25 protein-coding genes are annotated in these 25,122 nt (G+C 46.8%); 19 read left to right on the top strand and 6 right to left on the bottom strand.

The window, feature by feature from the left end; all coding sequences use genetic code 11:
* Positions 1–42: 42 nt before the first annotated feature.
* Complete coding sequence (locus OM95_RS15885; RefSeq protein WP_041875969.1) at positions 43–681, top strand: response regulator transcription factor; 639 nt, start codon at positions 43–45, stop codon at positions 679–681.
* On the opposite strand, the gene OM95_RS15880 is transcribed toward OM95_RS15885, so the two are convergent.
* Positions 667–2,361, bottom strand: coding sequence for a histidine kinase N-terminal 7TM domain-containing protein (locus OM95_RS15880; RefSeq protein ID WP_291516642.1), 1,695 nt, complete (start codon positions 2,359–2,361; stop codon positions 667–669). The genes OM95_RS15885 and OM95_RS15880 overlap by 15 nt on opposite strands.
* A 209-nt stretch (positions 2,362–2,570) precedes the next feature.
* Here OM95_RS15880 and OM95_RS15875 point away from each other — a divergent pair, with 209 nt between their 5' ends.
* A complete protein-coding gene (locus OM95_RS15875) occupies positions 2,571–3,425 on the top strand; it encodes a DUF6544 family protein (protein ID WP_291516633.1) in 855 nt (284 codons plus the stop codon).
* 43 nt (positions 3,426–3,468) lie between these two features.
* Here OM95_RS15875 and OM95_RS15870 read toward each other — a convergent pair whose 3' ends face one another.
* A complete protein-coding gene (locus OM95_RS15870) occupies positions 3,469–3,906 on the bottom strand; it encodes an OsmC family protein (RefSeq protein ID WP_041875964.1) in 438 nt (145 codons plus the stop codon).
* Between the two features lie 150 nt (positions 3,907–4,056).
* Here OM95_RS15870 and OM95_RS15865 point away from each other — a divergent pair, with 150 nt between their 5' ends.
* The 6 genes from OM95_RS15865 (at position 4,057) to katG (ending at position 11,855) form a co-directional block, all read left to right on the top strand.
* The gene (locus tag OM95_RS15865) at positions 4,057–4,359 is read left to right on the top strand and encodes a metalloregulator ArsR/SmtB family transcription factor (protein ID WP_291516631.1); all 303 of its coding nucleotides are present in this window, start codon (positions 4,057–4,059) and stop codon (positions 4,357–4,359) included.
* A gap of 22 nt (positions 4,360–4,381) precedes the next feature.
* The gene (locus tag OM95_RS15860; RefSeq protein ID WP_291516629.1) at positions 4,382–4,738 is read left to right on the top strand and encodes a rhodanese-like domain-containing protein; all 357 of its coding nucleotides are present in this window, start codon (positions 4,382–4,384) and stop codon (positions 4,736–4,738) included.
* A gap of 15 nt (positions 4,739–4,753) precedes the next feature.
* Positions 4,754–6,082 carry a TolC family protein gene (locus OM95_RS15855; protein WP_041875961.1) on the top strand — a complete coding sequence of 443 codons (1,329 nt, stop codon included), beginning with the start codon at positions 4,754–4,756 and terminating at the stop codon, positions 6,080–6,082.
* A complete protein-coding gene (locus OM95_RS15850) occupies positions 6,079–9,258 on the top strand; it encodes an efflux RND transporter permease subunit (protein ID WP_041875959.1) in 3,180 nt (1,059 codons plus the stop codon). The genes OM95_RS15855 and OM95_RS15850 overlap by 4 nt, the downstream gene beginning before the upstream one ends.
* 9 nt (positions 9,259–9,267) lie before the next feature.
* Positions 9,268–9,456 carry a DUF2892 domain-containing protein gene (locus OM95_RS15845; RefSeq protein WP_041875957.1) on the top strand — a complete coding sequence of 63 codons (189 nt, stop codon included), beginning with the start codon at positions 9,268–9,270 and terminating at the stop codon, positions 9,454–9,456.
* Between the two features lie 194 nt (positions 9,457–9,650).
* The gene (gene katG / locus OM95_RS15840) at positions 9,651–11,855 is read left to right on the top strand and encodes a catalase/peroxidase HPI (RefSeq protein ID WP_041875954.1); all 2,205 of its coding nucleotides are present in this window, start codon (positions 9,651–9,653) and stop codon (positions 11,853–11,855) included.
* Between the two features lie 40 nt (positions 11,856–11,895).
* Here the strand turns inward: katG and OM95_RS15835 are convergent, their stop codons facing one another.
* Positions 11,896–13,440, bottom strand: coding sequence for an AbgT family transporter (locus tag OM95_RS15835; RefSeq protein WP_041875952.1), 1,545 nt, complete (start codon positions 13,438–13,440; stop codon positions 11,896–11,898).
* Between the two features lie 90 nt (positions 13,441–13,530).
* Positions 13,531–14,439, bottom strand: coding sequence for a MerR family transcriptional regulator (locus OM95_RS15830; RefSeq protein WP_041875949.1), 909 nt, complete (start codon positions 14,437–14,439; stop codon positions 13,531–13,533).
* A gap of 137 nt (positions 14,440–14,576) precedes the next feature.
* On the opposite strand from OM95_RS15830, the gene crtY reads away from it, so the two are divergent.
* Genes crtY through OM95_RS15790 form a run of 8 tightly spaced genes read left to right on the top strand, consistent with a single transcriptional unit; the run spans position 14,577 to position 21,662 of the window.
* On the top strand, positions 14,577–15,725 hold the full coding sequence (gene crtY, locus OM95_RS15825; RefSeq protein WP_041875947.1) for a lycopene beta-cyclase CrtY: 1,149 nt from the start codon (positions 14,577–14,579) through the stop codon (positions 15,723–15,725).
* Complete coding sequence (locus OM95_RS15820; RefSeq protein WP_041875944.1) at positions 15,722–16,750, top strand: polyprenyl synthetase family protein; 1,029 nt, start codon at positions 15,722–15,724, stop codon at positions 16,748–16,750. The genes crtY and OM95_RS15820 overlap by 4 nt, the downstream gene beginning before the upstream one ends.
* Positions 16,743–18,233, top strand: coding sequence for a phytoene desaturase (locus OM95_RS15815; RefSeq protein WP_041875941.1), 1,491 nt, complete (start codon positions 16,743–16,745; stop codon positions 18,231–18,233). Before OM95_RS15820 ends, OM95_RS15815 begins: the two co-directional genes overlap by 8 nt.
* A complete protein-coding gene (locus tag OM95_RS15810) occupies positions 18,230–19,096 on the top strand; it encodes a phytoene/squalene synthase family protein (protein ID WP_041875938.1) in 867 nt (288 codons plus the stop codon). The genes OM95_RS15815 and OM95_RS15810 overlap by 4 nt, the downstream gene beginning before the upstream one ends.
* Positions 19,083–19,673, top strand: a complete 591-nt coding sequence (locus tag OM95_RS15805) for a hypothetical protein (RefSeq protein WP_041875936.1) — start codon at positions 19,083–19,085, stop codon at positions 19,671–19,673. The genes OM95_RS15810 and OM95_RS15805 overlap by 14 nt, the downstream gene beginning before the upstream one ends.
* Entirely contained in the window at positions 19,670–20,710 is a 1,041-nt protein-coding gene (locus OM95_RS15800; RefSeq protein ID WP_041875933.1) for a glycosyltransferase, read from the top strand. Before OM95_RS15805 ends, OM95_RS15800 begins: the two co-directional genes overlap by 4 nt.
* Positions 20,697–21,128: a DUF2141 domain-containing protein gene (locus OM95_RS15795; protein ID WP_291516627.1), complete on the top strand. Its 432-nt coding sequence runs from the start codon at positions 20,697–20,699 to the stop codon at positions 21,126–21,128. The genes OM95_RS15800 and OM95_RS15795 overlap by 14 nt, the downstream gene beginning before the upstream one ends.
* A gap of 54 nt (positions 21,129–21,182) precedes the next feature.
* Positions 21,183–21,662, top strand: a complete 480-nt coding sequence (locus OM95_RS15790; protein WP_041875931.1) for a GyrI-like domain-containing protein — start codon at positions 21,183–21,185, stop codon at positions 21,660–21,662.
* Positions 21,663–21,710: 48 nt separating this feature from the next.
* Here the strand turns inward: OM95_RS15790 and OM95_RS15785 are convergent, their stop codons facing one another.
* On the bottom strand, positions 21,711–22,196 hold the full coding sequence (locus OM95_RS15785) for a CBS domain-containing protein (protein ID WP_041875929.1): 486 nt from the start codon (positions 22,194–22,196) through the stop codon (positions 21,711–21,713).
* 170 nt (positions 22,197–22,366) lie between these two features.
* Between OM95_RS15785 and OM95_RS15780 the strand changes: the two genes are divergently transcribed.
* Positions 22,367–22,864 carry an FBP domain-containing protein gene (locus OM95_RS15780; protein WP_291516625.1) on the top strand — a complete coding sequence of 166 codons (498 nt, stop codon included), beginning with the start codon at positions 22,367–22,369 and terminating at the stop codon, positions 22,862–22,864.
* On the opposite strand, the gene OM95_RS15775 is transcribed toward OM95_RS15780, so the two are convergent.
* Positions 22,861–23,469, bottom strand: a complete 609-nt coding sequence (locus OM95_RS15775) for an HAD family phosphatase (RefSeq protein WP_041875926.1) — start codon at positions 23,467–23,469, stop codon at positions 22,861–22,863. The two genes, OM95_RS15780 and OM95_RS15775, sit on opposite strands and share 4 nt — an antisense overlap.
* 90 nt (positions 23,470–23,559) lie before the next feature.
* On the opposite strand from OM95_RS15775, the gene OM95_RS15770 reads away from it, so the two are divergent.
* Both OM95_RS15770 and OM95_RS15765 read left to right on the top strand, forming a co-directional pair.
* Complete coding sequence (locus OM95_RS15770; RefSeq protein ID WP_041875923.1) at positions 23,560–24,078, top strand: SRPBCC family protein; 519 nt, start codon at positions 23,560–23,562, stop codon at positions 24,076–24,078.
* A 54-nt stretch (positions 24,079–24,132) separates the two neighbouring features.
* A partial coding sequence (locus OM95_RS15765) for an MBL fold metallo-hydrolase (RefSeq protein WP_041875920.1) occupies positions 24,133–25,122 on the top strand: 990 nt, incomplete at its 3' end.

Raw genomic sequence — 25,122 nt, 5'->3', positions numbered from 1 at the left:
GGGTGTCTTCGGCGCTTGAACTAAGAATGGGGATGTTCTAACATGCCGTTAAATGAGGTCATTCTGAACGTTTATTTCCACGACATCATCATCTGCGAGGATCATCCCATCTGCGCGACAGGCGTAGAAGTATTCCTAACTCGAGCTTTAGGCTATGCTCCAACGATTCACAAGGTGCATAGCGGGCGTCAGTTAATAAACGCGCTCTCGGAGAGAGCTGTAGACCTAGTGATTTTGGACTTAATTCTTCCGGATGCTTCTGGCCTGGACTTGCTGGAACATCTTCAGAAGATGCCGAAACATATTCCCGTCATAATTATCTCGAGCTGCGAAGACACCAGTGTTCTGAACAAGGTTCAAGAGAAGGGTGTACAAGCCCTTTTATCGAAGCTTCATTCCGAAGAGATTTTCAGGCGTGCATTGGAATCTGCTTCTTTAAACGCACAAACTTTTATTGATCCCCAGATTGCGCAACTTCTTGCAAAACCCCGCGGCGAGGGTTTAACTCCACGTGAGTGGGAAGTTTTGGTGTTGATTGCGCAGGGGCATACCAATGAATCCATTTCCCGCGCGTTGGGGTGTTCTGTTGAAACCGTCAAAACTCATCGAGCAAAGCTAGGCCAAAAAACCGCAACCCGAAACCGGGCCGAACTTACTGCTTGGTATTTACAGCGGAAGTAATAACCTAACTTGAGTTCCTTTGCCGGGTTGTGAATGCACTTGCACGTGCCCACTATGCAAATCCATAAAATACATCACAAGCTTAAATCCGATACCGAATCCGTCTCCTGATGAATTTTTGAAAGTTCTGTTTTTTCCCCGTTCCATGAGGCGGACAATATCTTCGTGAGACATACCCACGCCTTCATCTTCTACGTCGATACGAAGGTTGTTTTCGTCCTTGAACACGTTAATGCGAACTTCTTGGCCAGATCCAGACGCACGAAGGGCATTGGTTAAAAGATTGCGAACCACAGTGCCTAACATTTGCGAGTCGCCATTGGCAATCAGGGGACATGTCGGGGCCTGAGTGCGGATGTGCACATTTTTTTCTTGAAACAGGCTCGATAGCTCGGCGATGACATCTTCGATGAAAACGCAGACTTCGAAAGGTTGAAGTTGCGGTTGAAAGTGGCTGTCTTGAGTTTTCGACCACATCAAAAGTCCTTGAATCAGGTCTCTTGAAGCCAACGATGAAGTCGTCAGGATATTCGCCACCTCTTTGCCATTGCTGCCGATATCTTTCTTTAGAATTTCCAACAGACGAGTCTGACTTTGAATATGACCGTACATATCGTGCGCAATCAGGTTCATTAGCAGGCTTCGGAATTCGGCATCCTCTTGCAGTCGTTGCTCGGCAGCTTTTCTTTCCGTGACGTCTCGGAAGAAAAGAACTCTACCCGCAGTCTCCATGGCTGTTCCAAACTCTTTGTGCGTCAGCTCAAAGAACCTCGAAGTCCTGGCTTCAGAAAGAAACTGAAAGTCGCCGTTGTTTTGGGGAACGCCAGGAAGAACCTTCGTAATAGAATTGTCGATCGCGGCATCCGACAAATGAAGGTGGATCTTTGCCGAGTGGTTATATCCGATGATCTTCCCTTCGTTATTTAGGATGACTACCGGGTCGGGAAGTTGGAGATAAACTTTTTCCACGTCGATCAGCATTGAAGCGAAAAGCCGCTGGCGAAATACACCGTAGGCCACGGCCAACGCGGTAAACAAATAGGATCCGGCAGGAAGCATTGTCCAACGAAAAGGTGAATCGGTAAGAACGCAGTAGACATCCGTGGTCAATGATATCAGTGAACCTAAAAACAAGAAGGACACTTGTTTTCGTTGTGTGCTGTTACCTTGAATAAAAACCTGAGCCTCTAGAGCAAAGGACGCCACAAGCAACAGGACACTCCAAAGATAATGAACAGGATACCAGACGCCCGCTTTATATTTTAGGACGGAAAGTCCAAAGACTTGAATGGGGGCAAAGTCTGTTAAAATGAGGTCCTGAAATGCTGGCCAAACGGCGCAAATGGCGGTCACTAAGGCCGGGGCATAAAGAAGAATGATCACTTCGCGACGACGCAGCCACTTCCATTTTTGAAAATTGGAACTTAAAAATAGAAGCCAACTAGGCGCGAGGATCGCCAGCCCGACAAAACGCAGACGGGAAAATAGAACTTTTAAGTCGTACTCGTGGTGCGCAAATATGCTTAAGCAAAAAAATGAAACGAGACAAAAAGAGGACAGGAGAACAATCAGCCACTTTACCAAGGACCATCGACGAATTGGAAAAATGAAGGCGATGACGATGACCGAGACAAAGAAAATAAGGACGTGGAGAAGGATTAGTAAAGTGGAGACTCCCAACAAACAAGATTTCCTTTCGGTCAGAGCCTTTAAAATAAAGAAAGCTCATTTAAGCCGTTTGGTGATTCATTAAAGCGATTCGCCGCCGGTGAAGCAATATCTAAATAGCTAATCAGCTGACATTCCAGAGGCTGGCTTCTCTATGTCGCAACTTGTTTTGCATTGCCCCAGGGGGCATTCGTGCAAAAGTGGACGAAGTGAGGCGGTCAATGAAAGATCTAGTGTTGATAGTGTCAGCGGTTTCTGGAATCGCCATCGTGTTTATCCTGATCGGAGTTTCTCAAACACGGAAGCGCATTAGCGGGCTATTGCTGGAATTGAAAACGGCAAGACCTACTTTCAAGCAACGGTTTTCAGCCAAGGATCTTTCCCACTTGCCAGAGCCGGTATCTAAATACTTGAAATGGGCTTTGACGGAGGGGCAACCCACGATTTCCGAAGCCACTTTTGTACAATCGGGAAGATTGAGAACGGATTCTAGTTCGGAAAGGTGGATGGATTTCACTGCTATTCAAAAAGTTTCTGCGTCGACGCCCGGCTTTGTTTGGAATGCAAAAGTGAAAATCGCGGGACCGCTTCATGTGCGGGTTCTTGATTCGTATATTCGTGGTGTTGGGAGTGGCGCTGTGCGCCTGCTTTCGGTTTTGACCGTGGGCAATGCGAGCAATGCGCCGGAATTAAACTCTGGGGCTCTTCACCGCTATTTGGCGGAAGCGGTTTGGTATCCTACCGCGCTTCTTCCCTCGGCGGGGGTGCAATGGTCCGCCATCGATAATCAACGTGCTTTAGCGACACTTCGAGATCATGGAGTCGAGGTGTCTTTGGAGTTTCGCTTTGCTCCTGAGGGTCAGGTTATCGGCATATATTCGCCGGGACGTTGGGGGAGCTTCAACGGAGAATATAAACAAGTTGCTTGGGAGGGGCGATTTGCTGACTACCAAACCGTGCAGGGGATGCAAGTGCCATCGAAGGGCGAAGTTGGTTGGTATACCCAAGAAAAATGGGCGCCAGTATGGCAAGGAGAAGTTCTTCGCTCTGAGTACTCTTTTGAAGAGTCAAAGTAAGCGCTCTAACTTTTTAGAGCGCCGATACAAAATCTTGTGAAGTTTAAAAGTGGGCTTGGCCCTCATGAATAACTTCGTCATTTAAAACCAATTTATATTCAATCGGAAAAGCCTTCGCGAGCATGGCGCTGACACCACAGTACTTCGTCTGGGAGGACGTCACGGCCTCAATAAAGACTTCTTTGGAAACGGCCCCTTTGGCCTTGTATGTTAGAAGGGCGTGCGTAAAGACAACGGGATAGCCGCCGGATGAGGTTTGAATATCCACAGACACATCGAAGCTTTCAGGAAGCTGCTTGTGCTTTTTAAAGAGTGCAATCACATCCATAGCGGTGCAGCCAGCAAGGCCAGCGCCAACCAACTCTTTGGGGGTCATGGCCGAACCTTGGCCAATCGGAGATTTCGCGTCCATCACAGTTTCTTTGCCGTCAGCGACACTTGTGAATTTCATGGAACCGGTCCATTGTAAGTCTACTTTCATTTTTCACCTCTTATATCGAGTACTTAGGGTGCCCGTTTTGAGACGCCCTTGCTTGTTAAAATAATTATTGCGTCGTTAAAAACGATGATATATGATAAAAACATAATATGTCAATATTACGATATATAAAGATAGGAAAAGGAGTAGCAGGTGCCGGTATCAATAGAAAAAATGGAAAAATCCTGTGAAGACGTCAGCAATATTTTGAAATCAATGGCCCATCCTCAACGCCTTATGGTTTTAGGGCATCTTCTGGCGGGCGAAAAAACCGTCAGTGAGCTTGTTGGGCTTTGTGAGATCTCTCAATCTCAGATGTCCCACTTTCTTACAAGATTAAGCCTGGAAGGCCTTGTGAAGTGCGAAAAGGAAGGTCGTTACAGAGTTTATTCTATTGCCGACAAAAGACTTAAAAAGTTGATCGAAGTTATCCAGAAAGAATACTGCGGCGATTAACAGCAAGAAAGTGGGAACACGAATGAATGAATTATTGAATCAACCTTATTCCTGGATCGTTTTGGTCGTATTGTTTTTAGCTTGGAAAAAATGGAGAACAGTTAAAATGAAACCTCTTATTGAACAGTATCTAGCAGAAAATGCCGTTGTTGTGGACGTTCGTTCCCCCGAAGAATATCGCGGTGGGTGTTGCAAAGGCAGCATCAACATTCCTTTGAATATTTTCGAGGCAAGGTATCTTGAGCTTGATAAAAAAAGACCCATCATCGTCTGTTGTGCTTCTGGCGGCAGAAGTGGCATGGCTCTTAAGTTCTTAAAGGACAAGGGTTTCGAAAAGGTTATTAACGCTGGTTCTTGGACAAATGTTCACACTTCTTAAGACTTAGAGGTAAATATGGCGACACCCATTAAAAACATTGTTTTCATCGCCCTGATGGCATTTCCAGGATTTGCCCATAGCGAGACATCTTTTCAGGATGTCTGGTCTAAAATCAGATCCAACTCACCACTTCCAGAAGCCGCAAGACTGCAACAGGAAGCGGTTAGTGAGGGACAACAAAGAGCCTCTCGACATTGGCTTCCCAAAGTTTATCTGGATGCGCGCTCTTATAATACCAACGATCCGGGCAGCTCTTTGTTTGGTTTGCTATCGCAGCGAGAGATTAAACAAACGGACTTTATTCCGGACAATTTAAACAACCCTGATTCACAGACCTTTACTCGAGGGGCGTTGGGGTTGGATTTAGCTTTATATGAGGGTGGCATGAAGTCCAATCAAGTGGACATGTTTGAGCACTCCTTAAAGTCTCAGCAACATGTTTCTTCTCAGGTTGAAACCGAACTCTATGCAAAAGTGGGGCAGCTTTATGGCTCCATTTCTGTCGTGAATGCGCAAATCGAAAAGTTACAGGCTATAGACTTGGAAATTTCAAAGCTCATCAGAAACTATCAGATTGGTCAAAAATCCAATCCTGTCGGTTATTCGGGATTATTGGGAATGAAGTCCCTATCGAACCGGATCAGTGGTCTTATCGAGCAATATCAAAGTCAGCAAAAAGCCTTCAGCAGATCTCTTTTTGCGATGGGATGGGATCAGGAAAGCTGGTCTCCGCAGAAGATGGGTTCTACGACCTTTGTTGAAAAGTTTCTAAGTAGCTCAGCGGGAAAAGCAGAATCCGCTAAATTGAAGGCCGGATATGAGGGCGCCAAAGCGGCGTCAGAGATGGCTGAAATGGAAAGAGCTCGCTATTTGCCTCGAGTTGGCGCCTTTGCAGAATCTTACGTCTTCAACGGAACACGGGGGACCGCCAACGGATATACAGCAGGACTGTATCTTCAGTGGAATCTTTTCGACGCAGCTGATTTTGGTAAGTACAAAGAGGCTAAAATAAATGCGATGGCGTCTGAAAAGATGACCCAAGCAATGGCGCAACAAGAAGAAGCCGAATACTTCGCAGCTCAAGAAGCGGATCGTGCTATGCGTGCAAACCTTAAGCTTTTGGAAAATAGTGACAAGCTGTTGAATGAGCAAATGCAGGTTGCGACGACATTGTTTAAGAACGGTTCCATTTCGGCCTTGCAACTTGTTGAAATCCTGAATCGCCGCACGGATCTGATTTCTCAGCAAGGTGATCTGCAATTAGGTTTAATTAAAAACGCTTCAGAAAGTGTCACGAAAACAGCCTTTCAAATTCCATTTCAAGGAAATGGGGAACGCAAATGAAAAACGAAAAACTTGGATTCGCGGGAAGACTTGGACAGACATTCATACATTCAAAATTGACGCCGGTTCTGGCCGTTGCCAGCATCTTGCTGGGCCTGATGGCGGTGTATTTAACCCCGAAGGAAGAGGAACCGCAGATTTCTGTTCCGATGATCGACATTCGTACGGGCGCGCCGGGTTTTTCACCGGAAGAAACCGAACGTAAGGTCACAGAGCCCATTGAGCGGGCGGTGTGGGGACTGGACGGTGTTGAATACGTCTACTCTAGTAGTATGGCGCATGGAAGTCTTGTCACGGTAAGGTTTAAAGTCGGCGAGCCGATGGAACCGAGCTTGGTTAAGATTCATCATAAGCTGATGACGATTAAGAATGAACTGCCACCGAATGTGATGCCTTCAGATGTGAAGTCATTTTCAATCGATGATGTTCCGTTTCTGGTGCTAACTTTCACTTCGAAAAACTTAAATGCTTTTGAGTTGAGAACTCGTGTGGCCCCACTAGCCCGCGAATTATCGAGCACCCCTGATTTGGCTCGTGTTGAACTTCTGGGTGGACAAAAAAGAGCCATCCGCGTGATTGCGGACCCTAAAAAAATGCAAGCACAGGGTGTTTCTTTATTAAGTCTGGCTCAGGCATTGAAGAGCAATGATGCCCTTGCTCCGGCGGGCAAAAACTGGAGTGAGTCCTCTGTTGTCGATATTGAGGTCGGTGGGCGTCTTTCAACGAAAGCAGATGTCGAGCAGATTTCCATTGGTCAACGCGCAGGGCGCGTTGTTTATGTTAAAGACGTCGCCCAGGTTTTGGATGGCCCTGAAGAGGTCATACGCAGCTCGGTCTTATTGGAAAAGAACGCGGACCCTGAAAAGGCTGTTTCCATTGTCTTTGCAAAAAGAAAAGGCACCAACGTAGTCACGCTTGCCAAAGAGCTTTTGGAAAGAGCGAATACGTTTATGAAAGAGCAACCCAATGCAGACATCAAAATGTCTGTGGTGCGTGACTATGGATCAACCGCCGCGGATAAGTCTAACGAGTTGATTGAACATCTTCTTTTGGCGACTCTTTCGGTTTCCGCTTTGATCGCGATATTCATGGGTATTCGCGCCTCGCTGGTCGTGGCGATTGCCATTCCGGTGACATTGGCCCTGACACTCGCTATTTACTACTTCATGGGCTACACGCTGAATCGCGTGACCTTATTCGCCTTGATCTTTTCAATCGGTATCCTGGTCGACGATGCGATCGTCGTTGTTGAGAATATCGAGCGACATTTGAAGGCCAACGTGAAAGACGGCTTGGTCAAAGCGACCATCAGAGCCGTTAACGAGGTTGGAAATCCCACAATTCTTGCGACCTTTACAGTGATCGCCGCGATTTTGCCCATGGCCTTTGTGCGAGGTTTGATGGGTCCGTACATGAAGCCGATTCCTGTAGGCGCGAGCTTTGCGATGATTCTATCTCTTTTTGTCGCTTTTATTGTGACCCCTTGGGCTGCAGTAAAATTGTTAAAAAGTCACCATCATGAGGGCGAAGCTACGGCCGAGTCTGAACAGAAGCTGGGATTTTTGGATCGCCTGTATAAGAAAGTCATGGAGACTTTGTTAGGCACAAGAACTTCTGCACTAGCGTTCGGCGCTTTCACGGTGGCCTTGTTGGTCGCGGCAAGCAGTCTTATTTACTTTAAATCCGTTAAAGTAAAAATGCTTCCTTTTGACAACAAGCAAGAATTTCAGGTCCTCATCGACTATCCGACCAATACTTCCTTGAAGACCAGCGAGCAGTGGTCGCGCGAATTGGCGACGGAAATTCTGAAGAATAAAGAAGTACAGGCCGTCCAGATTTTCGCGGGTGAGCCGTCGCCATATTCCTTCTCAGGGATGGTGAAGCATACTTTCCTAAGAAATCAAGACTATCAAACTGACTTGCAAGTTGTTTTGACAGAAAAAGGGGAACGAAAAGAATCCAGTCATGAGGTCATCGAAAGTCTTCGTCCTCTTATCAAAAAATTCGGTGAAGACAAGAAGGCGGTCACGAAGGTCTTGGAAATTCCGCCAGGCCCTCCTGTGTTAGCGACGATGATTGCTGAGGTCTATGGGCCCGATGCTGCTTCTCGCAATAAGGTCGCTCGCGAAATCGAGCAGATTTTTGCGAATGAAAAAAGCGTCGTGGATTTAGATACGACTATGCGTGTGGGACGCCCGCGTAAGGTGTTTGAATACGATCAGCTTCAGGGTGGTAAGTTGGGAACAAGTGCCCAAGACTTGATGATGCTGGGTCGATTTATATTCTCTGAAACGCCCATCACGACACTATCCAATGTTAATTCTCCGGAGGAAGTGGCGGTCGATCTATCGGTCGCACAGGTCAGCCGTTCCAGCGAAAATCCATTTGCGGGATTGCGTGTTCCTTCTTTTGAAACGGGCACGGTCGAGGCCGATTTGGCATTAAAGAAACCCGAGCTTTTGGAGAATCGTGTTCTTCACCGCAAGAATTTAAAGCCCGTATCCTATGTGATGAGCGAGCTCTCCGGTGACGAAGAAGCTCCGGTTTACGGGATCTTGAAGCTGGCACCGCAGATCAAATATCCATTGCAGACGGCCGAAGTGCCTTGGAATACCACGGCTCCGGTTGTGAAGTGGGACGGCGAGTGGTTCATCACTTACGAGGTCTTCCGCGATCTCGGTGGCGCCTTTGCGGTGGTGATGGTGTTGATTTATATCCTGGTATTGGGATGGTTCCGAAGCTTTACGGTGCCACTCATTATCATGACGCCGATCCCAATCTCGCTTATCGGAATTCTTCCGGGGCACGCGATGTTGGATTCTTACTTCACGGCGACCTCGATGATTGGATTTATTGCGGGCGCAGGAATTATCGTTCGTAACTCGATCATTCTGGTCGACTTTATCGAGCATCAACTGGCTCAGGGAATGGATTTGAAAGAGGCAGTCGTGAGCGCCGGGGTTCTTCGCTTCCGTCCTATGCTTCTGACAGCGGCGGCCGTTGTTGTCGGAAGTTCGGTGATGTTGGCCGACCCTATTTTCCAAGGTTTGGCAGTCAGCCTGATCTTTGGTGAAGTGGCGGCGACAATTCTTAGTCGCTTCGCTGTTCCGGTTTTGTATTATTGGTTTGTAGGAAAATCACGTTTGAAAGACATTCGTGCACAACTTAATTCATAGGAGTTTACTATGACAATCGAAAGCATGATTCGGGTATTTGCAGGAACATTTATTTTAGCCAGCCTCTTATTGGCTCACTATCATTCCCCTAATTGGCTATGGTTTACGGCCTTTGTCGGTGCGAATCTTCTGCAATCTGGATTTACAAAATTTTGTCCTTTGGAAATTATTCTTAAAAAGGTCACAGGTAAATCCTGATTTTCTTCCGGGGAAATGAAGACAAAAAACTCTCTAAGAGAAACGCGGTGATCTTCGGATCGCCGCGTTTGCTTTGTGGCAAAGTCGAAATTGTGTGGACATGCGTAAAGACAATGATCGCATAGCCTTAAGTACTAAATTCTTTCCAATTTAAAAAACTTTTGAAACCGTTGAGACATGAAAAGGAGCTGATCATGTCTGAACCTCGAAGCGAAAGTGAAAATCCAGCGATATCTCCGCCGCAGCCCCAAAAAACCATGCGCCCCAGGAATAATCGGGATTGGTGGCCTCAGCAGTTGGACTTATCGGTTTTGAATCAGCATTCTCCTCGGACGAATCCAATGGAGAGCAGCTTCAAGTATTCTGAAGAATTTAAAAAGCTTGATGTTGAAGCCCTAAAGCAAGACGTTATTCAAGTTATGACAACTTCCCAGGAATGGTGGCCGGCCGATTACGGGCACTATGGTCCTTTATTCATCCGTATGAGTTGGCATTCAGCGGGAACCTATAGAATTCATGATGGTCGGGGCGGCGCCGGAGACGGCGCTCAGCGATTTGCGCCTTTGAACAGTTGGCCCGACAATGCGAACCTTGATAAAGCCCGACGTCTTTTGTGGCCGATAAAAAAGAAATATGGACGAAAGATTTCCTGGGCAGATCTTTTGGTTTTCGCCGGAAACTGTGCCTTAGAGTCCATGGGCTTTAAAACATTTGGTTTTGCCTTTGGACGTGAAGATGTCTGGGAGCCTGTCGAGGTTTTCTGGGGACCCGAAGACACTTGGTTGGGAGACGAGCGCTATAGCGGAGATCGCAATCTTGCAAATCCCTTTGGCGCTGTGCAAATGGGACTCATCTATGTGAATCCCGAGGGGCCCAATGGTAAACCAGATCCTAAAGCCTCAGCGCGAGATGTTCGTGAAACTTTTGCTCGAATGGCGATGAACGACGAAGAGACCGTGGCGTTAATAGCGGGTGGGCACACCTTCGGAAAAACTCACGGAGCTGCGAAGCCAGATCATGTGGGGCCGGAACCTGAAGCCTGCCCATTTCACGCCCAGGGTTTAGGTTGGAAAAACTCGTACAAAACGGGGAAGGGCCCGCACACCATCACGAGTGGTTTGGAGGGAGCTTGGACAACTCAGCCGACAAAGTGGTCTCACGATTTTTTCAATCATTTGTATAACTATGATTGGGAGCTTGCAAAAAGTCCCGCAGGCGCTCATCAATGGAAGCCCAAAAATAAAGAGGCCAAAGAGACGGTGCCAGATCCCTATGATCCAAAGGTAAAACATTCGCCAACCATGCTGACCAGCGATTTGGCCCTTAAGGTTGATCCTATTTACGATAAGATATCTAGGCATTTTCATCAAAACCCCGAAGAGTTCGCGGAGGCCTTCGCAAAGGCTTGGTTTAAACTTCTTCATCGAGATATGGGGCCGCGTTCTCGCTATTGGGGACCTTGGGTTCCGCCGGCGCAACTTTGGCAAGATCCGATACCTGACCTCGACCACGAACTCGTTGATGAGGCGGATATAAAAAAACTTAAAGAGGCGCTTTTGTCTTCTGGAATAAGCTCTTCAAGATTAGTGGCGACAGCTTGGGCTGCAGCCTCGTCGTTTCGGGGGACTGACAAGCGGGGAGGTGCCAATGGGGGACGCCTTCGTTTGGCGCCGCAAAATCAGTGGGAGGTCCATGAGCCCACCGAGCTAAAAAAAGTTTTGCAGGCATTTGAAAAAATTCAAACCGAATTTAATAGATCTCAAAACAAAGGAAAAAGAATTTCTTTGGCAGATCTTATCGTTCTTGGCGGCTGTGCCGCCGTTGAAGAGGCAGCGAGAAAAGGGGGCTATAGTATTACTGTTCCATTTTCTCCAGGTCGCATGGATGCCCTGCCAGAGCAGACCGATGAAAGTTCTTTTGCGGTTCTTGAGCCCAAAGCGGATGGATTTAGAAACTATGTGAAAGATGATTTACATCTTTCACCAGAAACACTCTTGTTGGATAAAGCGAATATGCTGGGTTTAACTGCGCCCGAGATGACAGTGCTTTTGGGCGGCCTGCGATCATTAGATATAAACTATAAAGGGATTCGCCATGGTGTCTTCACAGAGCGGCCAGGAACTTTGAGCACGGACTTTTTCACGAATCTTCTAGATATGAATATCGAGTGGAGCGAGCCCTCTAAAGCAGGTATTTATGAGGGCAAAGATAAACAAAACGGAAAGACCAAGTGGACCGCCACAGCCGTCGATTTGGTGTTCGGAGCTCACTCGCAACTGCGTGCTTTGACTGAGGTGTATGCGGCAGACGATGCTAAAGAAAAGTTCGTGCGCGACTTTGTAGCGGTTTGGCACAAAGTTATGAACCTAGATCGTTACGACTTGGCGTCGCGCCAGTAGATTGGAAGGTCCCACTTACGAAGGAGTGGGACCTTTAAGTTTACTGCCCTGGAATCAAATAGCGAAGATTTGCGCCTGGACCCAATGGCAATTCGAAGCCGATCCAAATAAAAAGAAGAATCGACCAAGTAATCAGGAAAGCGACGGAATAGGGGATCATCAACGCAATCAAAGTTCCCACACGCGCTTTGGGATCATATTTGTTGGCAAAGGCAAGAATCAGAGGGAAATAGGGCATCAGTGGCGAAATAATATTTACCACCGAGTCGGCAACACGATAAGAGGCTTGAGTAAGTTCAGGCGAAAGCCCCAGCAACATGAACATTGGCACAAAGACGGGCGCCGTGAGTGCCCATTTTGCCGAAGCACTGCCGATAAATATATCCAGAATGCAAATAAGAATAATGAATCCAATCATCAACGGAATTGCGGAAAGCCCCATGGACTTCAGAAAGTCAGAACCATTGACGGCTAAAATAAGTCCCACATTGGAGGCCGCAAAAAGAGCGATAAATTGAGCAGCGAAAAAGACCATCACCAAGTAAGGAGCCATGGTCGCCATAGAATCTTGCAGAGCATTGGTGACGTCCGTTTGGTTTTTAAATGTTTTGGCGCCAAGTCCATAGGCAAGACCGGTCAGCGTACCGAAGATAAAGATGATCGCGATAGTTCCCTTCATGAATGGAGAATCTAGTACAGAACCATTTTCAGGATTTCTTAAAAAGCCGTCAGCGGGAACCGTTCCCCAAATCAAGCCGATAACAAGAATTAAAAATACCAGTCCCGCCCATAAAAGCCCGCGACGTTCATAAGAACTAAGATCTGTGGGGCCTGCGACTTGAGAATCGCCTTGGTAGTTCCCAAGATAAGGTATGGTGATTTTTTTACCGACGATAGTTCCGACCACGATAATTAAAAGCGAAGACGCCGACATAAAATACCAGTTAACAACAGGAGTGACCACGTAATGAGGATCCATCACTCGCGCCGCTTCTTGAGAAAGGCCCGAGAGTAGGGGATCAATGGCGCTGATAATAAAGTTTGCCGCAAACCCTCCGGAAACGCCGGCGAAACAGATGGCAAGACCGGCAAGAGGATGCATTCCAACGCTATGAAAGACCATGGCGGAAAGTGGGATCAAAAGGACGTAGCCAATATCGCCGGCTGTGTGCGATAAAATTCCGGCAAGCAAAATGGCGGGAATCAATAGGGCCCGCGGGGATTTTGTCACAACTAGGCGAAGAACTGCACTAAGAAGTCCACTCTTTTCAGCCAAACTAAAACCTAACATAGCCACCAACACCGTTCCTAAAGGAGCAAAGCCAGTGAAGTTTTTAACCATGTCTGTAAGGATGATATGCAGACCGCCTACGGAAAGAAGATTGACGGGTTTAATGACGGCTTTGGTCACGGGGTTTGTCGCTTCGACGCCCATGCCAGCAAAGACAGCGGAAATCAGGACAACCACAAACGCCAAAAATAGAAACATCAAGGCAGGCTGAGGCAAAGCGTTTCCCGCTTTTTCGACTTTAAGTAGAATTCTATTTAACAAGCGATTGTCTGTGGCCTGATCCAATGTGTTCATGAGTCCCCTCGATAGCAAAATATGTTTTCTATCAAAGCAGACCACTATCAAAACAAGGGATCAAGAAACAAATAAAGGAAAACTCGAATTTTAAAGAGGAGTCAGATCCTTCAGGGCCTTTTCAAGATCCTGATAGCGATTCATCATAATCACATTCCTTTTCTTTAGGGAAGGAACGGATTGAATGTCTTCATTTCTGAAGCCGCCGAACCAGAAAGGCACGGAAGGATCAACGTCAGAAAGCTGATTGACGAAATCGCGATACTTGCTGCTTGTGAAGACTTCTTGCGGCGCAGAGCAGCCGACTACGGCAGCCGCGGCATTCACGTTCTCTATTGCCCGAGCCAGTGAGATTGCGGGCATGTTCGGACCTAAATAAAGAACTTTGTTTCCGCGAAGTGCGGTTAAGATGGCAGAAATAAGAATGCCAAATTCGTGGTAATCTCCTTCAGGTGTTGCGAACACGATGGTCTTCGCTTCGGCCTTTTCCGGAAGCTGCTCAATGGAATACAGAATTCCTGAAAGGATATTTCTAATAACGGAAGAGACCGCGTGCTCGTGATAAACATCCAAAGTGCCTTCCGACACTCTTCGCCCCACTTCACCGAGTGTCGGGCTAATAACTTCGATCAGAAGAGTGCGCGTATCATTTTCTAATTGAGCCGTCTTTAATAGGGCCAGAATTCGCGGCAGATCACAGAGTTCTGTGGCCGCCATAATGCGCAAGACCATTTGTTCTGTCGCCGAGGCTGAGGGGCTTTGTTTAACCAAGGCATTGAGCTTTGATACATCCAGATGGGCGATTTCACCGATGGAATGGCCGCGCTCGGTGAGAAGTTTTAAAACTTTCAGCTTTTCGATTTCTCTGAGGGCATAGACGCGGCGACCCGTTTCGCTTCGATTCGGGAGAGGGACGCCATAACGACGTTCCCAGGCGCGAAGTGTGAACTCTGTGAGTCCGGTCATCTTCGCAACGATGCCAATCGTGAATACTTCCATAGTGCGCTCCAAAATTACAGTTATCGAACGGTCTGCATTTAGTCAAATTATTGTATAGAAATTGTATAACAACAAGAGTCATGTATATATTTTAAGCCCTCTTGACGAAACCTAGACAAATATTAGACATTAATCTCATGGCGATACAAAAGAATAAAATTTGTTTAGTGGGGGCGGGGCTGGCAAACGGCATGTTGGCTTGGTTTCTGAGCAAAAGACATCCGGACCTTCCCGTCGTCATCTACGAATCAAAGTCCTGTATAGATTTGGGTCGAACCTGGTCATTTCATAAATCCGACATAAGCCCAACGGCTTTTAAGTTGATGGAAAGCCTAGCAGCTTACCGCTGGCCCGCCTATGAGGTTCGATTCCCACAATTTCACAAGCGATTTGAATCGGAATATCTTTCTGTGACGCCAGAAGTTCTTCACAATGAACTGCTCAATGCTGGTGTCGAGTTCCAATTTTCTTCACCGATTCAAAATGTTTTCGAAGATCACATCGTTTTCGATGATGGCCAAAAACAGTTTTTCAGTTGTGTTTTTGATGGTCGGGGTTTCAAAACTTCCGCAGCAAGACTTGGTTACCAGAAGTTTGTGGGCCAAGTTCTTCGACTGAAAAAACAGCATGGGCTCACTGCGCCTCTTCTCATGGATGCGACTGTCAAACAGGTGGATGGATATCGCTTTTTTTATACGTTGCCTCTTTCAAACAACGAGGTTCTTGTTGAGGACACACGTTATGCAAACAACCCAGATCTGGATCACGACGAGTTCGCAAATGAAATTGCTCGGTATGCAAAGGCGCAGGGCTGGGATATTGAGCAGATCCTCAAGGTTGAAAGTGGAGTTCTGCCCATTCCTTTGGACGAAGAAAGAATCGACGCAAACTCTTCAATTAAGCTGGGAATGGCCGGCGGCTTTTTTCATCCGGTGACAGGCTATTCTTTGGCGGACTGTGTGCGCATGGCGGAAGGAATTACCGAGCTTAAGGATATAAATAAACACACTGTGGCCGAGCTTCTTAAAAACTACCGGTCTCAGCAGGCTTTGCGTCGAAAGTTCTACTTCTTATTGAATCGAATGATGTTCTTGGCGGCTCCCGATGCGGAAAGAAGAAAGATATTTGAACACTTTTACGGCCTGTCGCCAGCCTTGATTGAGCGTTTTTATTCAGGAAGCACCAATGCTTTTGATGCTCTTAGAATCTTAACGGGAAAGCCACCAGTGGATGTGTGGCCTGCCGTGCGTGCGGTTTTTTCTAGAAAGGAAAAAGAGGCAATATGAACTTCTTGACTGAAACAGAGATCGAATTTCCTCGGGGATCCAATCTCAGTGATCTTCTTCAGCTAAGTAACAACGCCGCCCTGGACGATTTGTTAGAGAAATCTCTGATGGGACCTCTTCAGGACTTATTATCCAGACCCAGAAAGAATTTGCGTTCGGCCTTGGTAGACCTGGGATTTTCGGTATGTGTTTCGCGAAACTATATTTCTTCTGAATCCGTTAATGCCATTGCCAAAGACGCCATGGCGATTCTGGAAATCCTGCACACAGGCTCTTTGGTTATTGATGATATTCAGGATGGCAGCACAGAAAGGCGGGGGGCCCCGGCCGTGCATGTCCTCTATGGTCTTCCCGTGGCCTTAAATGCCGGCAACTGGATGTACTTTCTTCCCTTCAATATTGTTTCAGGAATGAAAATTTCCGAGCGCGCAAGAAAAGCGCTGTCAGAAGAGCTTCAGAGCATTTTGTTAAGAGCTCACTATGGACAAGCTTTGGATGTTGGAACCGCGTTTGATTCTATACCCCAGTATCGAATTCCTGAGGTTTCGTTTGCCTCCATGGAATTAAAAACGGGAGCACTGGCAGAACTTGCTAGTAAGATAGGTGCCTTAGCTTGTGACGCCGATGTAAATCTTGTTCGTGCGCTGGCGACTTTTGGCAAGAAAATCGGTGTGGCTTTGCAAATGCATGACGATATTGGAAATGTTTCGGCGGGCACAAATCTCAAAAAATGGGTTGAGGATGCTCAACTCAAGCGAGTGACTTTTGTGATCGCTATGGCGGCAAAGGTTCTTTCTGAACAGCAGTTCGGCGACATGTGTGTTATCGCGGGACGGTCAGAAAAGAACTATTTCGAATTTCGTGAATTTTTGAATAAAAGTGGAGTTCTGCAAAGCGCCAAGGCCGAAGCAGAATCTTATATGGCGTCGGCGATGGATGAACTTCAGACAAGAGTTTCTTTAAATCCGGAACAACGAATGATTTTAGAAAGGCTTCAGCAAAAACTGATGAAAGCTTATGGGTAAAAAAAAAGCAGCAGTGATCGGAAGTGGCTTTGGCGGACTGGCGTCGGCAATTCGTCTGCAGAGTGCCGGCTTTCAGGTGAAAATTTTTGAAAAAAGAGATCTGCCTGGTGGACGTGCGTACGTTTTCAAAGAAAACGGTTTTACTTTTGATGCCGGTCCCACGGTGATAACCGCGCCCGAGACATTAACGGAACTTTTCTCGATCAGCGGTCGTCGCCTGGAAGACTATGTCGAGCTTCTTAAGGTAGAGCCTTTCTATAAACTTTTTTGGCATGATGGTGTTCAATTCGATTATGGTGGCGGCATCGAAGACACTTTAAGTCAGATCAAAAAGATTTCGCCGGAAGATGCGGGGGGATACAAGAGCTTCCTTTCGTATTCGAAAGAGGTGTATCAGGAAGGCTATCTAAAATTAGCGGCCAAGCCTTTTTTGAATGTGTGGAGTATGGTGAAAACCGCACCACAGCTGTTGCGCTTAAGAGCGGACCGCAGCGTATATGCAACCGTCAGCCGCTATATTAAGAACGAACACTTACGCCAGGCCTTCAGTTTTCATAGTCTTCTGGTTGGTGGCAATCCGTTTTCGACGTCCAGTATATACACTCTGATCCACTACCTTGAAAGAAAAGATGGTGTCTACTTTCCCAAAGGCGGAACGGGTGCTTTGATTCAGGCCTTAGTGAAACTTTTTAAAGAGCTTGGCGGGGAACTGGAGCTTTCCTGTGAAGTCGACGAGATCCTAACCAAAAATCAAAAGGTCACCGGCCTACGCTTAAAGGATGGCCGCACCGAAGAGTTTGATCTGGTCGTCAGTAACGGAGACGTTGTTCACACCTATAAGCATTTGCTGCGTTCTGAAAAAGCAACTCAAAACACCGCCAAACGGGTCGAGAAAATGAGCCACAGCATGGGGCTTTTCTTGATCTATTTCGGCACCAAGAAAACGTATCCTCAGTTAGCGCATCATAATGTCATTTTTGGTCCTCGGTATCGTGGATTGTTGGATGATATCTTTAAGAAAGGAAAGCTGCCTGACGACTTCTCTTTGTACTTGCATGCTCCAACTCGGACTGACTCGAGCCTGGCTCCGGAAGGCCATGAATGTTTTTATGTTCTTTCGCCGGTGGCGCATTTGGGCAATCTGAATGTGGATTGGTCAGTAGAGGGACCGAAATACGCCGAAAAAATTCTGACGTATCTTGAAGAGCGATATCTTCCGGGTCTCAAAGAAAATCTGGTCGTTCAGAAGATTTTCACGCCGGAAGATTTCAAAAGGGATTTGAATGCCCATGTGGGGTCGGCATTTTCGTTGGAACCGGTTCTGCATCAAAGTGCCTACTTCCGCACTCACAACAGAGATGCTTCATTGAAGGGAATGTATTTTGTCGGCGCCGGCACTCATCCTGGAGCCGGGGTTCCCGGCGTGGTCTCTTCCGCGAAAGCCACAGTCAGTGTCATCCAGGAAGATTTGGGCATGCTATGAAGACGGCAGCGAAAAAGGCGATTGAAGAAGGTTCGAAAAGCTTTTATCTGGCGAGCCTTTTTTTTGATCGACAAACAAAGGCAGATTGCTGGGCGTTGTACAGATGGTGTCGACATTGCGATGATGTCATCGATAACGGCGGCTCCAGTGTCGATTTAGAAGAGCTTAAGATTCGCACCGTGAATGGACTGCGCGCACCCAGTGATGACGAAATCTTTTCAGATCTGGGCAAAGTCTGTCGACGGCATGGGATTCCTGCGCAGTTTCCTTTAGAGCTTCTAGCCGGATTTAAAAAAGACACGTCGTCTGTGCGAATCAAAACTGAATCTGAACTCGATACCTACGCGTATCAAGTAGCGGGTGTCGTGGGATTGATGATGTCGTATTTGATGAAAGCGGATCTTGCTGTGGCGAAAGAAGCTGCCGTAAGTTTGGGAAATGCGATGCAATTGACGAATATCGCCCGCGACATTAAAGAGGACTATCAGAAGGATCGCATTTATTTGCCAGGCACCTGGTTGGAAGAAGAACACATTGATTCTGCGCAACTGCTACATGAAGGACAGCGCGATAAAGTTTTTTCTTTGGTGCAGCGGCTTTTAAAGAAGGCCGACGCTCTTTACGAAGAGGGCCGTCAAGGTTTGAAATACCTGCCGGTCCGATCAGCGTTGGCTGTGGCAATTGCCGCCGCTGTGTACTCTCAGATTGGTCATAAAATTTTAAAACTGGGCCCCGCCTCCCTTGAATCACGGATCTATGTATCTCTCCCGCAAAAGATCCTGTTGATAGGGCGGGGCATTTTTTGGGTCATTCAATCATTTAGTCAGCGTTTAGTTTTCTGGAGGTCTAATGCAAAAGCCTGACGCAACTTCGTTTATCGAAGAATCCATTATCTATGTTTCTCGGATCCGACAATTCGACATGAAGGACTGGCTGGTCTATTTCGTCTGGGTCGGAATGATGCTCGGGCTTTTGGCGGTGATCGCGGCGTTTTTTTCGATCGGCTATGTGCATGGAGTTGAATACCCGGCGTATGCCTGGAATATTCCGTTGGGAACGTTCATTTTCACCTCTGCGATCGCCTTTGATACCATTGGTCACCGGACCATTTATAAAGAAGCTCTGCAAAAAGGCGAAGCCCTAGTTCATCACATAACGATTGCAGCCGGAATTTCAAGTGTCATGGCCCTTTGCCTAGCTTATGAAAATCCCAGCTTCATGAAGATCCCGGCGCTGGTGCTGATCTTCTTAAGTATCGTTTATAGTCTTGTGGACGAAGGGATGCATTGGCATCGCTACTTTACGCAAAAATCCGACCGCGTTGAAATGTGGAGTCACTTTTTCATTCTTGTCGGCCATCTGATCATGATCACCGCCTGGTGGACATGGTTTGTGGACGGATATCCCGGAGTGAAAGAGACCTTGGCGGTCCTTCCGTGACTTTTTGGGATCTTATTGTTTCATTCGTAGGGCTGGGTGTTCTTATTTACCACACCTGGTCGCGTCGTCATGCGGCGACAAAGAGTAAGGTCGGTGCTCTGCCACTGGTATCCATTATAGTTCCATGCCGAAATGAAGAAAGCCATATTCCTGATCTGATTCAATCCCTGAAAAAGCTACGAGACGTTAACGCAGAAATTATCGTCGTGGACGACCAATCGGTCGATCGTACTTACGAGCTTGCCGTCAAAGAGAATATTAAAGTCATTAAAGCTCCCGAAAAGCCGCAAGGTTGGGTCGGAAAGTCGTGGGCCTGTGCGGTTGGCGCAAAAGCGGCTCGCGGCGAATTCTTTTTGTTTACTGATGCGGACACTAGACACATGCCGGCCTCTTTGGCGTCCGCCTTGGATTTTATGCGAGAAAAAAATGCAGATTTGCTTTCTGCTCCTCCATATCATCTTTGTTTAAACTGGTGGGAGAAGTCCTTAGGACTGTTCCATCTGCTTCCTTTAGTCGCTGCTGGATTCCCAGGGTCTCGGAATAAACATCGTGTCTACGCCATAGGACAGTATCTTTTGATTTCTAGACAGGCCTATGTCGCTGTCGGAGGCCACGAAGAACTTCGATCGTCATTGACGGAAGATATCGAGCTGGCGCAAAAAATTATTGATAAGAACTTGTGCTATACGATTTTTCCCTCAGCGACCCTCTATCAGGTGCAGATGTATGATTCGGTGAAAGAATTTTGGCAGGGCTGGAAACGCCTCTTAAGATTAGGCATGAAAAAGGTGACGTTCTGGGCATTTATTGAAGTGACTTTGATGTTTGCTCTTTTCTTTCAGTGGAATTGGTCAGTGCTGGTGGCGCTTCCGACATTGATGTTGATGCAAAGAAAGCATGGGGCCTTTGCCTGGTGGGGGGCGTTTTTGGCGCCTTTAAGCTTATTGCTATTTGCCCTTCTTAGTGCTGCCGGGGTTATTGAGAACTTAAGAAAGAAAAAAGTGACGTGGCAGGGAAGAGAATATGTGGAAATTTAAATCAGTATCATTTGTCTTAGCATTGTTCTTTACTTCGAATTTGCAGGCCTTAACTTTGAATTTTACGGATCTGCGGAACGGAGAAGGTTATCTTGCCGTGAGTATCTTCTCGGCCTTACAAAAGAACGCCTTTCCTGATGACGCGGCCAAGGCGGCAAAAACTTTTTATGTGAAGCTGGAAGGCAGAAAGAATCTGAGTCTTGAAGTTCCCGACCTGACAGAAGAAATCTACGCCATCGCAGTCATGCACGATGAAGACGGGAACAGAAAATTTAAAACAAATTTTATGGGATTACCCCAAGAAGGTTTCGGATTTTCCGGTAATCCCAGAGTGTACTTCGGGGCGCCCGCATTTAGCCGTGCGCAGTTTGAACTGTCGCGAACACCGTCACTGGATATTCGTATCAAATACTTTTAAATTTGCGATGGCTTAAAACGTTGACATGTGCTTTGGGTCGGCATCGAATGAACTATGCAAGCCGAAATCATTAAGATCGAATCCTTGAAGCTAATAGGAATAAAGACGACGCTCAGAGCTCGTGCTGGTGAGCCCAAAAATATGTCAGTGATCCCCGCGCTGTGGGCTCAGCTTGGGTCGGTCATTCCCAAAATAGGCAATCGTCTGAATCACAAGCGCTATGCGATAATCACTGGAGACCTCCCTGATAACGAGCAAGGGTTTTGTGAATATTATGCGCTGGCCGCCGTCAGCGATTATTCAAATGTGCCGGAAGAGCTATTAAAATACGAGATTACGGAGGGCAAACTTGTTAAATTCGTTCACCAGGGTTTTCCCCAGACAATCTGTGTGACAGCGGGGAAGGCTTTCTTTGAATGGCTGCCGACTTCAGGGGAAAGCATCGCAAAGAATGCAGAACTTTTTATTTATGATGAAGGGTATGACCGCAATAATCCTGATGCGAGTTTTGAATATTGTCTTTTCTTAAACTAGATATGCTTGAGGCCAGGACGGTCGACTCGTCCCGGCCTTCAACAGCTTCTAATGCTTTTGCCACTCGTTATCATGTTGAGTTTCACCGATTTGCGTGAGATCAAAAAGAGCCCCCGTTAAAATCTCAATCATGTTCTTTGCAGTAGCGACGCCGATAAAGCGTCCCCGGCGGTCCAGAATGGGCAAACGTGTGACACCGGATCGTTTCATGAGAGAGATCATTGTGAAAACATCGTCTTCAGCTCTGGCGGTGACGGGCGAACGCGACATGACCCGGCTGATTCGAACCCGGTCCGGGTTGGCGCCGTCGGCGATGCACATCGCGATATCCCGATCTGTTAAGATACCTAGCAGCGAGCCGTGGCCATCGTCATGCATGACCAAGACATCGCCGATTTGATATTCTTTCATAAGCTGAGCCGCCTCACACAATGTGGCCTCAGGATCAATAGAAATGATTTCGGATTTTTCCCACTCCAGATGCGGACGGTGAGAGCGACGTTCCGATTGTGGTGAAGTAAACTTTGCTTTCATAAGCCCCCTTTAGCTTGTATTTGATTTCTTATTCTAGGACAGCTCAGATGCAGAGGTGATTTCTTTGGCGATGAACTGGCAAACGTCATTCAAAAGCGCCTCGACCAAGAAATTGAGTCTTTTGTTTTGGTAATATCTGCCTTAAAATTGTCAGAAGAGAGGTGATCGCAGTGTTGTCTCAGTTAAATAATTTCCAAAAAGAAAATGTCTTTTCGGTTGCGTCCGAAAAAGAACTGATCGAGGCCTTTCGCCGCAGAGACCAGAAGAAGCTGATCTTGCCGGAAAAATTGAAGTTCCCATTGAACATCAGCTCTTATTTTACCTGGAGAGAGCCTTCAGGGGTTTATACTTATCTGGTCTTCAAAATGCCGAACTGGGATATGCCTCGCGGAGTCGCCTTTAAAAGAACTTCACTTAGCGGCGAACCCGTCGGTGGTTTGTGCAACTGGTGTCATGCCTATGGAACATCTGAAGACATTGGTCTGCTGACTGTGAACATGAGCTCGGATGTCAGCAGTTCTTACTATGTTTGTCAGGATCTTCGTTGTATCGAAAAAATCGAGGAAGCTTCAAACTTGTCCGGGAAAAGCCCGGAAAAGAATATTTCAGAGCTTTATCATCGAATGGCAAAACTTTTTGAGAACATCAGTAGCTATAAGCCAGATTAATATTTAACGCGGATAAGTTTTTGGTACTCATCCACCTTGAGGCAATCCATCCGAGCATTCTTTGCAGCCTCGATCCCCAGGTGAGCATCTTCGAAAACCAGGCATTCCTGCGGTGCCATCCCCAACTTGTCAGCCCCTAGCAAAAAACAATCAGGAGCTGGTTTTCCATTGTGATAGTCCTCGGCGCAGATCAACAGATCAAAATACTGTGTGATGCCAAGATGTTTTAGCGTGGTTTCCACTGGAGTCCGTCGGCTGCCCGTGACCACGGCCATGGGCAAAGACCCATGATAGTGACGAATCACTTCCATTACAGAAGAAATTTCTTTGATTTCATTAATGGCTGAAAAGTAGTGAACTTCCTTTTCTTTTAGGAAGGTCTCGGCCTGGATTTGCACATTGTGCAGTTCATTTAGCATCTCGACAATTTTTCTTGTGGGTCGACCTGCCCAGGCTTGATGTTGTTCTCTGCTTAAAGTGAGGTTGTAAGAGGCAAGGCCAATATTCCACGCCTTTAAGTGCGCACCCATTGTGTCGGCCACGGTGCCATCGAAATCGAAAAGAAGAGCTTTATGTTCACGGTCAGGAAAGAAATTTTTTAACATTCCCGTATTCTCTCATAGGGGGACGTCATTGACAATATCAGGTCCCGATATGGAAAATTTGAAAAAAGCTTTGAAAAGAAGGAGATCAAGATGAGAACGGCAATGTACTTCCTTGTGGCCCTGTTATTAGTTCTGCTTATTGCTCCTGTTCTTTTGCCAGCTCAGTATCAACTGACCAGAAGTATCGAAATCAATGCGCCACTGAGTGTGGTTCACGCAAAGCTGACGGATCTGAACGAGTTTGCGAAGTGGAATCCTTTTCGAGAAGACGACCCCAGTTCTAAAGTCGAAGTTTCGGGAACGGGCTTGGGGTCTACGATGGTTTGGGCCGGAGAAAAGACGGGCCAAGGAAAATTGACGATTGTGAATATCGTTCCGGAAAAGTCAGTCGAAATAGAAATGATTTTTCTTAAGCCAGTCCAAGGAGAAGCAAGGGCCCTGTGGACGGTTGCCGCAACAGGCGAATCCGTAACGACCCTGACGTGGTCTTATGAGCAGCGTCTTTCCTATTTTAAAAGATATTTTGGCTTAATAATGGATTTTATGATGAGTCCGACCTTCGATAAGGGCTTAAAGAACTTTAAAGCTTTGGTCGAAGCAGGCAAATAGAGGGTGATTTGTAAATAGCTTGAGCCGGATGCCCAAGCTCATTAAGATGCCGTTGTGTCTTTAAAAATATCCAGAATTTTACATGCGGGTTACATTTTTGAATTGGGCGAGACGCGAATTGTCTTCGACCCGATTTTTGAGAATCCTTTCAGTCGCAACTGTTATGCCTTTCCGCCCATTGAGTTTGACCAGGAAAGTCTTCGGGAGCAAAAATTTTCCGCCGTGTTCATCTCCCATTACCACGACGATCATTGTTCGATGGAAAGCCTTCATCTTTTAGATCGAAACACACCCATTTACATGTATTGCCTGCACGACGAAATGTTCGACTTAATTAGGCAGTTGGGCTTCGCCAACGTACAGTCCTTGGCAATAAATCAAAGCGTGATCGTCGGCGACTTAGAGATCATCCCAAGAAAAGCTTTAGATGAAGACGTCGATTCTTTGTTTCAGATTAAAGGCGGCGGAGTGAATGTGCTGAATGTCGTCGACTCTTGGATCGACTACACCACACTGGATCTTCTGAAAAATGAAGCCCCCTGGGATATGATCTTATGGCCATTTCAAACCATGCGCGAACTTGATGTTATCGCACCTTCGCGGGCGCCAGTCGTTTCCTTGAGCCTCCCCCCGGAATGGCTTGAGCAAATCGGCGCTTTAAAGCCGAAGTACATCGTTCCCAGCTCCTGCCAGTTTATTCAGGAGCCTTGGTCATGGTATAACTACGCCTTTTTTCCAATAACGTATAAGCAGTTTTCACAAGAAATTCTTGAGTTGTTACCCCAGGCGCAGGTGATTCGTTTGAATCCCGGCATTTCGATTGAATTGGACAAGGGAGGTGTCAAGCCAGCCGCCTCATTGTCTTGGATTCGACCTTTGGGGGATCAGAATGTAGATTATGATTTTCAAAGCTCAGTGATTCCGCCCCCCACGTCAGACATTGCTCGAAATTTCCCGGGACTTTCGCCATCCCAGAAATCCAAAGTCATGGACTTCTGCCATCAGGGGCTTATAGAAAAATTTGCGTCGCTAGAACCTTCTTTG

It is taken from the genome of Bdellovibrio sp. ArHS (genome assembly GCF_000786105.1).
Lineage (GTDB): Bacteria > Bdellovibrionota > Bdellovibrionia > Bdellovibrionales > Bdellovibrionaceae > Bdellovibrio.
Note: the sequence above shows the minus strand (reverse complement) of the source record. Positions and strands in the feature narration are given on the sequence as shown.

Coding starts and splice junctions, on each gene's coding strand:
- OM95_RS15885 (WP_041875969.1), top strand. CDS start 43: ATGCCGTTAAATGAGGTCATTCTGAACGTTTATTTCCACGACATCATC.
- OM95_RS15875 (WP_291516633.1), top strand. CDS start 2,571: ATGAAAGATCTAGTGTTGATAGTGTCAGCGGTTTCTGGAATCGCCATC.
- OM95_RS15870 (WP_041875964.1), bottom strand. CDS start 3,906: ATGAAAGTAGACTTACAATGGACCGGTTCCATGAAATTCACAAGTGTC.
- OM95_RS15860 (WP_291516629.1), top strand. CDS start 4,382: ATGAATGAATTATTGAATCAACCTTATTCCTGGATCGTTTTGGTCGTA.
- OM95_RS15855 (WP_041875961.1), top strand. CDS start 4,754: ATGGCGACACCCATTAAAAACATTGTTTTCATCGCCCTGATGGCATTT.
- OM95_RS15850 (WP_041875959.1), top strand. CDS start 6,079: ATGAAAAACGAAAAACTTGGATTCGCGGGAAGACTTGGACAGACATTC.
- OM95_RS15845 (WP_041875957.1), top strand. CDS start 9,268: ATGACAATCGAAAGCATGATTCGGGTATTTGCAGGAACATTTATTTTA.
- katG (WP_041875954.1), top strand. CDS start 9,651: ATGTCTGAACCTCGAAGCGAAAGTGAAAATCCAGCGATATCTCCGCCG.
- OM95_RS15835 (WP_041875952.1), bottom strand. CDS start 13,440: ATGAACACATTGGATCAGGCCACAGACAATCGCTTGTTAAATAGAATT.
- OM95_RS15830 (WP_041875949.1), bottom strand. CDS start 14,439: ATGGAAGTATTCACGATTGGCATCGTTGCGAAGATGACCGGACTCACA.
- crtY (WP_041875947.1), top strand. CDS start 14,577: ATGGCGATACAAAAGAATAAAATTTGTTTAGTGGGGGCGGGGCTGGCA.
- OM95_RS15820 (WP_041875944.1), top strand. CDS start 15,722: ATGAACTTCTTGACTGAAACAGAGATCGAATTTCCTCGGGGATCCAAT.
- OM95_RS15815 (WP_041875941.1), top strand. CDS start 16,743: ATGGGTAAAAAAAAAGCAGCAGTGATCGGAAGTGGCTTTGGCGGACTG.
- OM95_RS15810 (WP_041875938.1), top strand. CDS start 18,230: ATGAAGACGGCAGCGAAAAAGGCGATTGAAGAAGGTTCGAAAAGCTTT.
- OM95_RS15805 (WP_041875936.1), top strand. CDS start 19,083: ATGCAAAAGCCTGACGCAACTTCGTTTATCGAAGAATCCATTATCTAT.
- OM95_RS15795 (WP_291516627.1), top strand. CDS start 20,697: ATGTGGAAATTTAAATCAGTATCATTTGTCTTAGCATTGTTCTTTACT.
- OM95_RS15790 (WP_041875931.1), top strand. CDS start 21,183: ATGCAAGCCGAAATCATTAAGATCGAATCCTTGAAGCTAATAGGAATA.
- OM95_RS15785 (WP_041875929.1), bottom strand. CDS start 22,196: ATGAAAGCAAAGTTTACTTCACCACAATCGGAACGTCGCTCTCACCGT.
- OM95_RS15775 (WP_041875926.1), bottom strand. CDS start 23,469: ATGTTAAAAAATTTCTTTCCTGACCGTGAACATAAAGCTCTTCTTTTC.
- OM95_RS15770 (WP_041875923.1), top strand. CDS start 23,560: ATGAGAACGGCAATGTACTTCCTTGTGGCCCTGTTATTAGTTCTGCTT.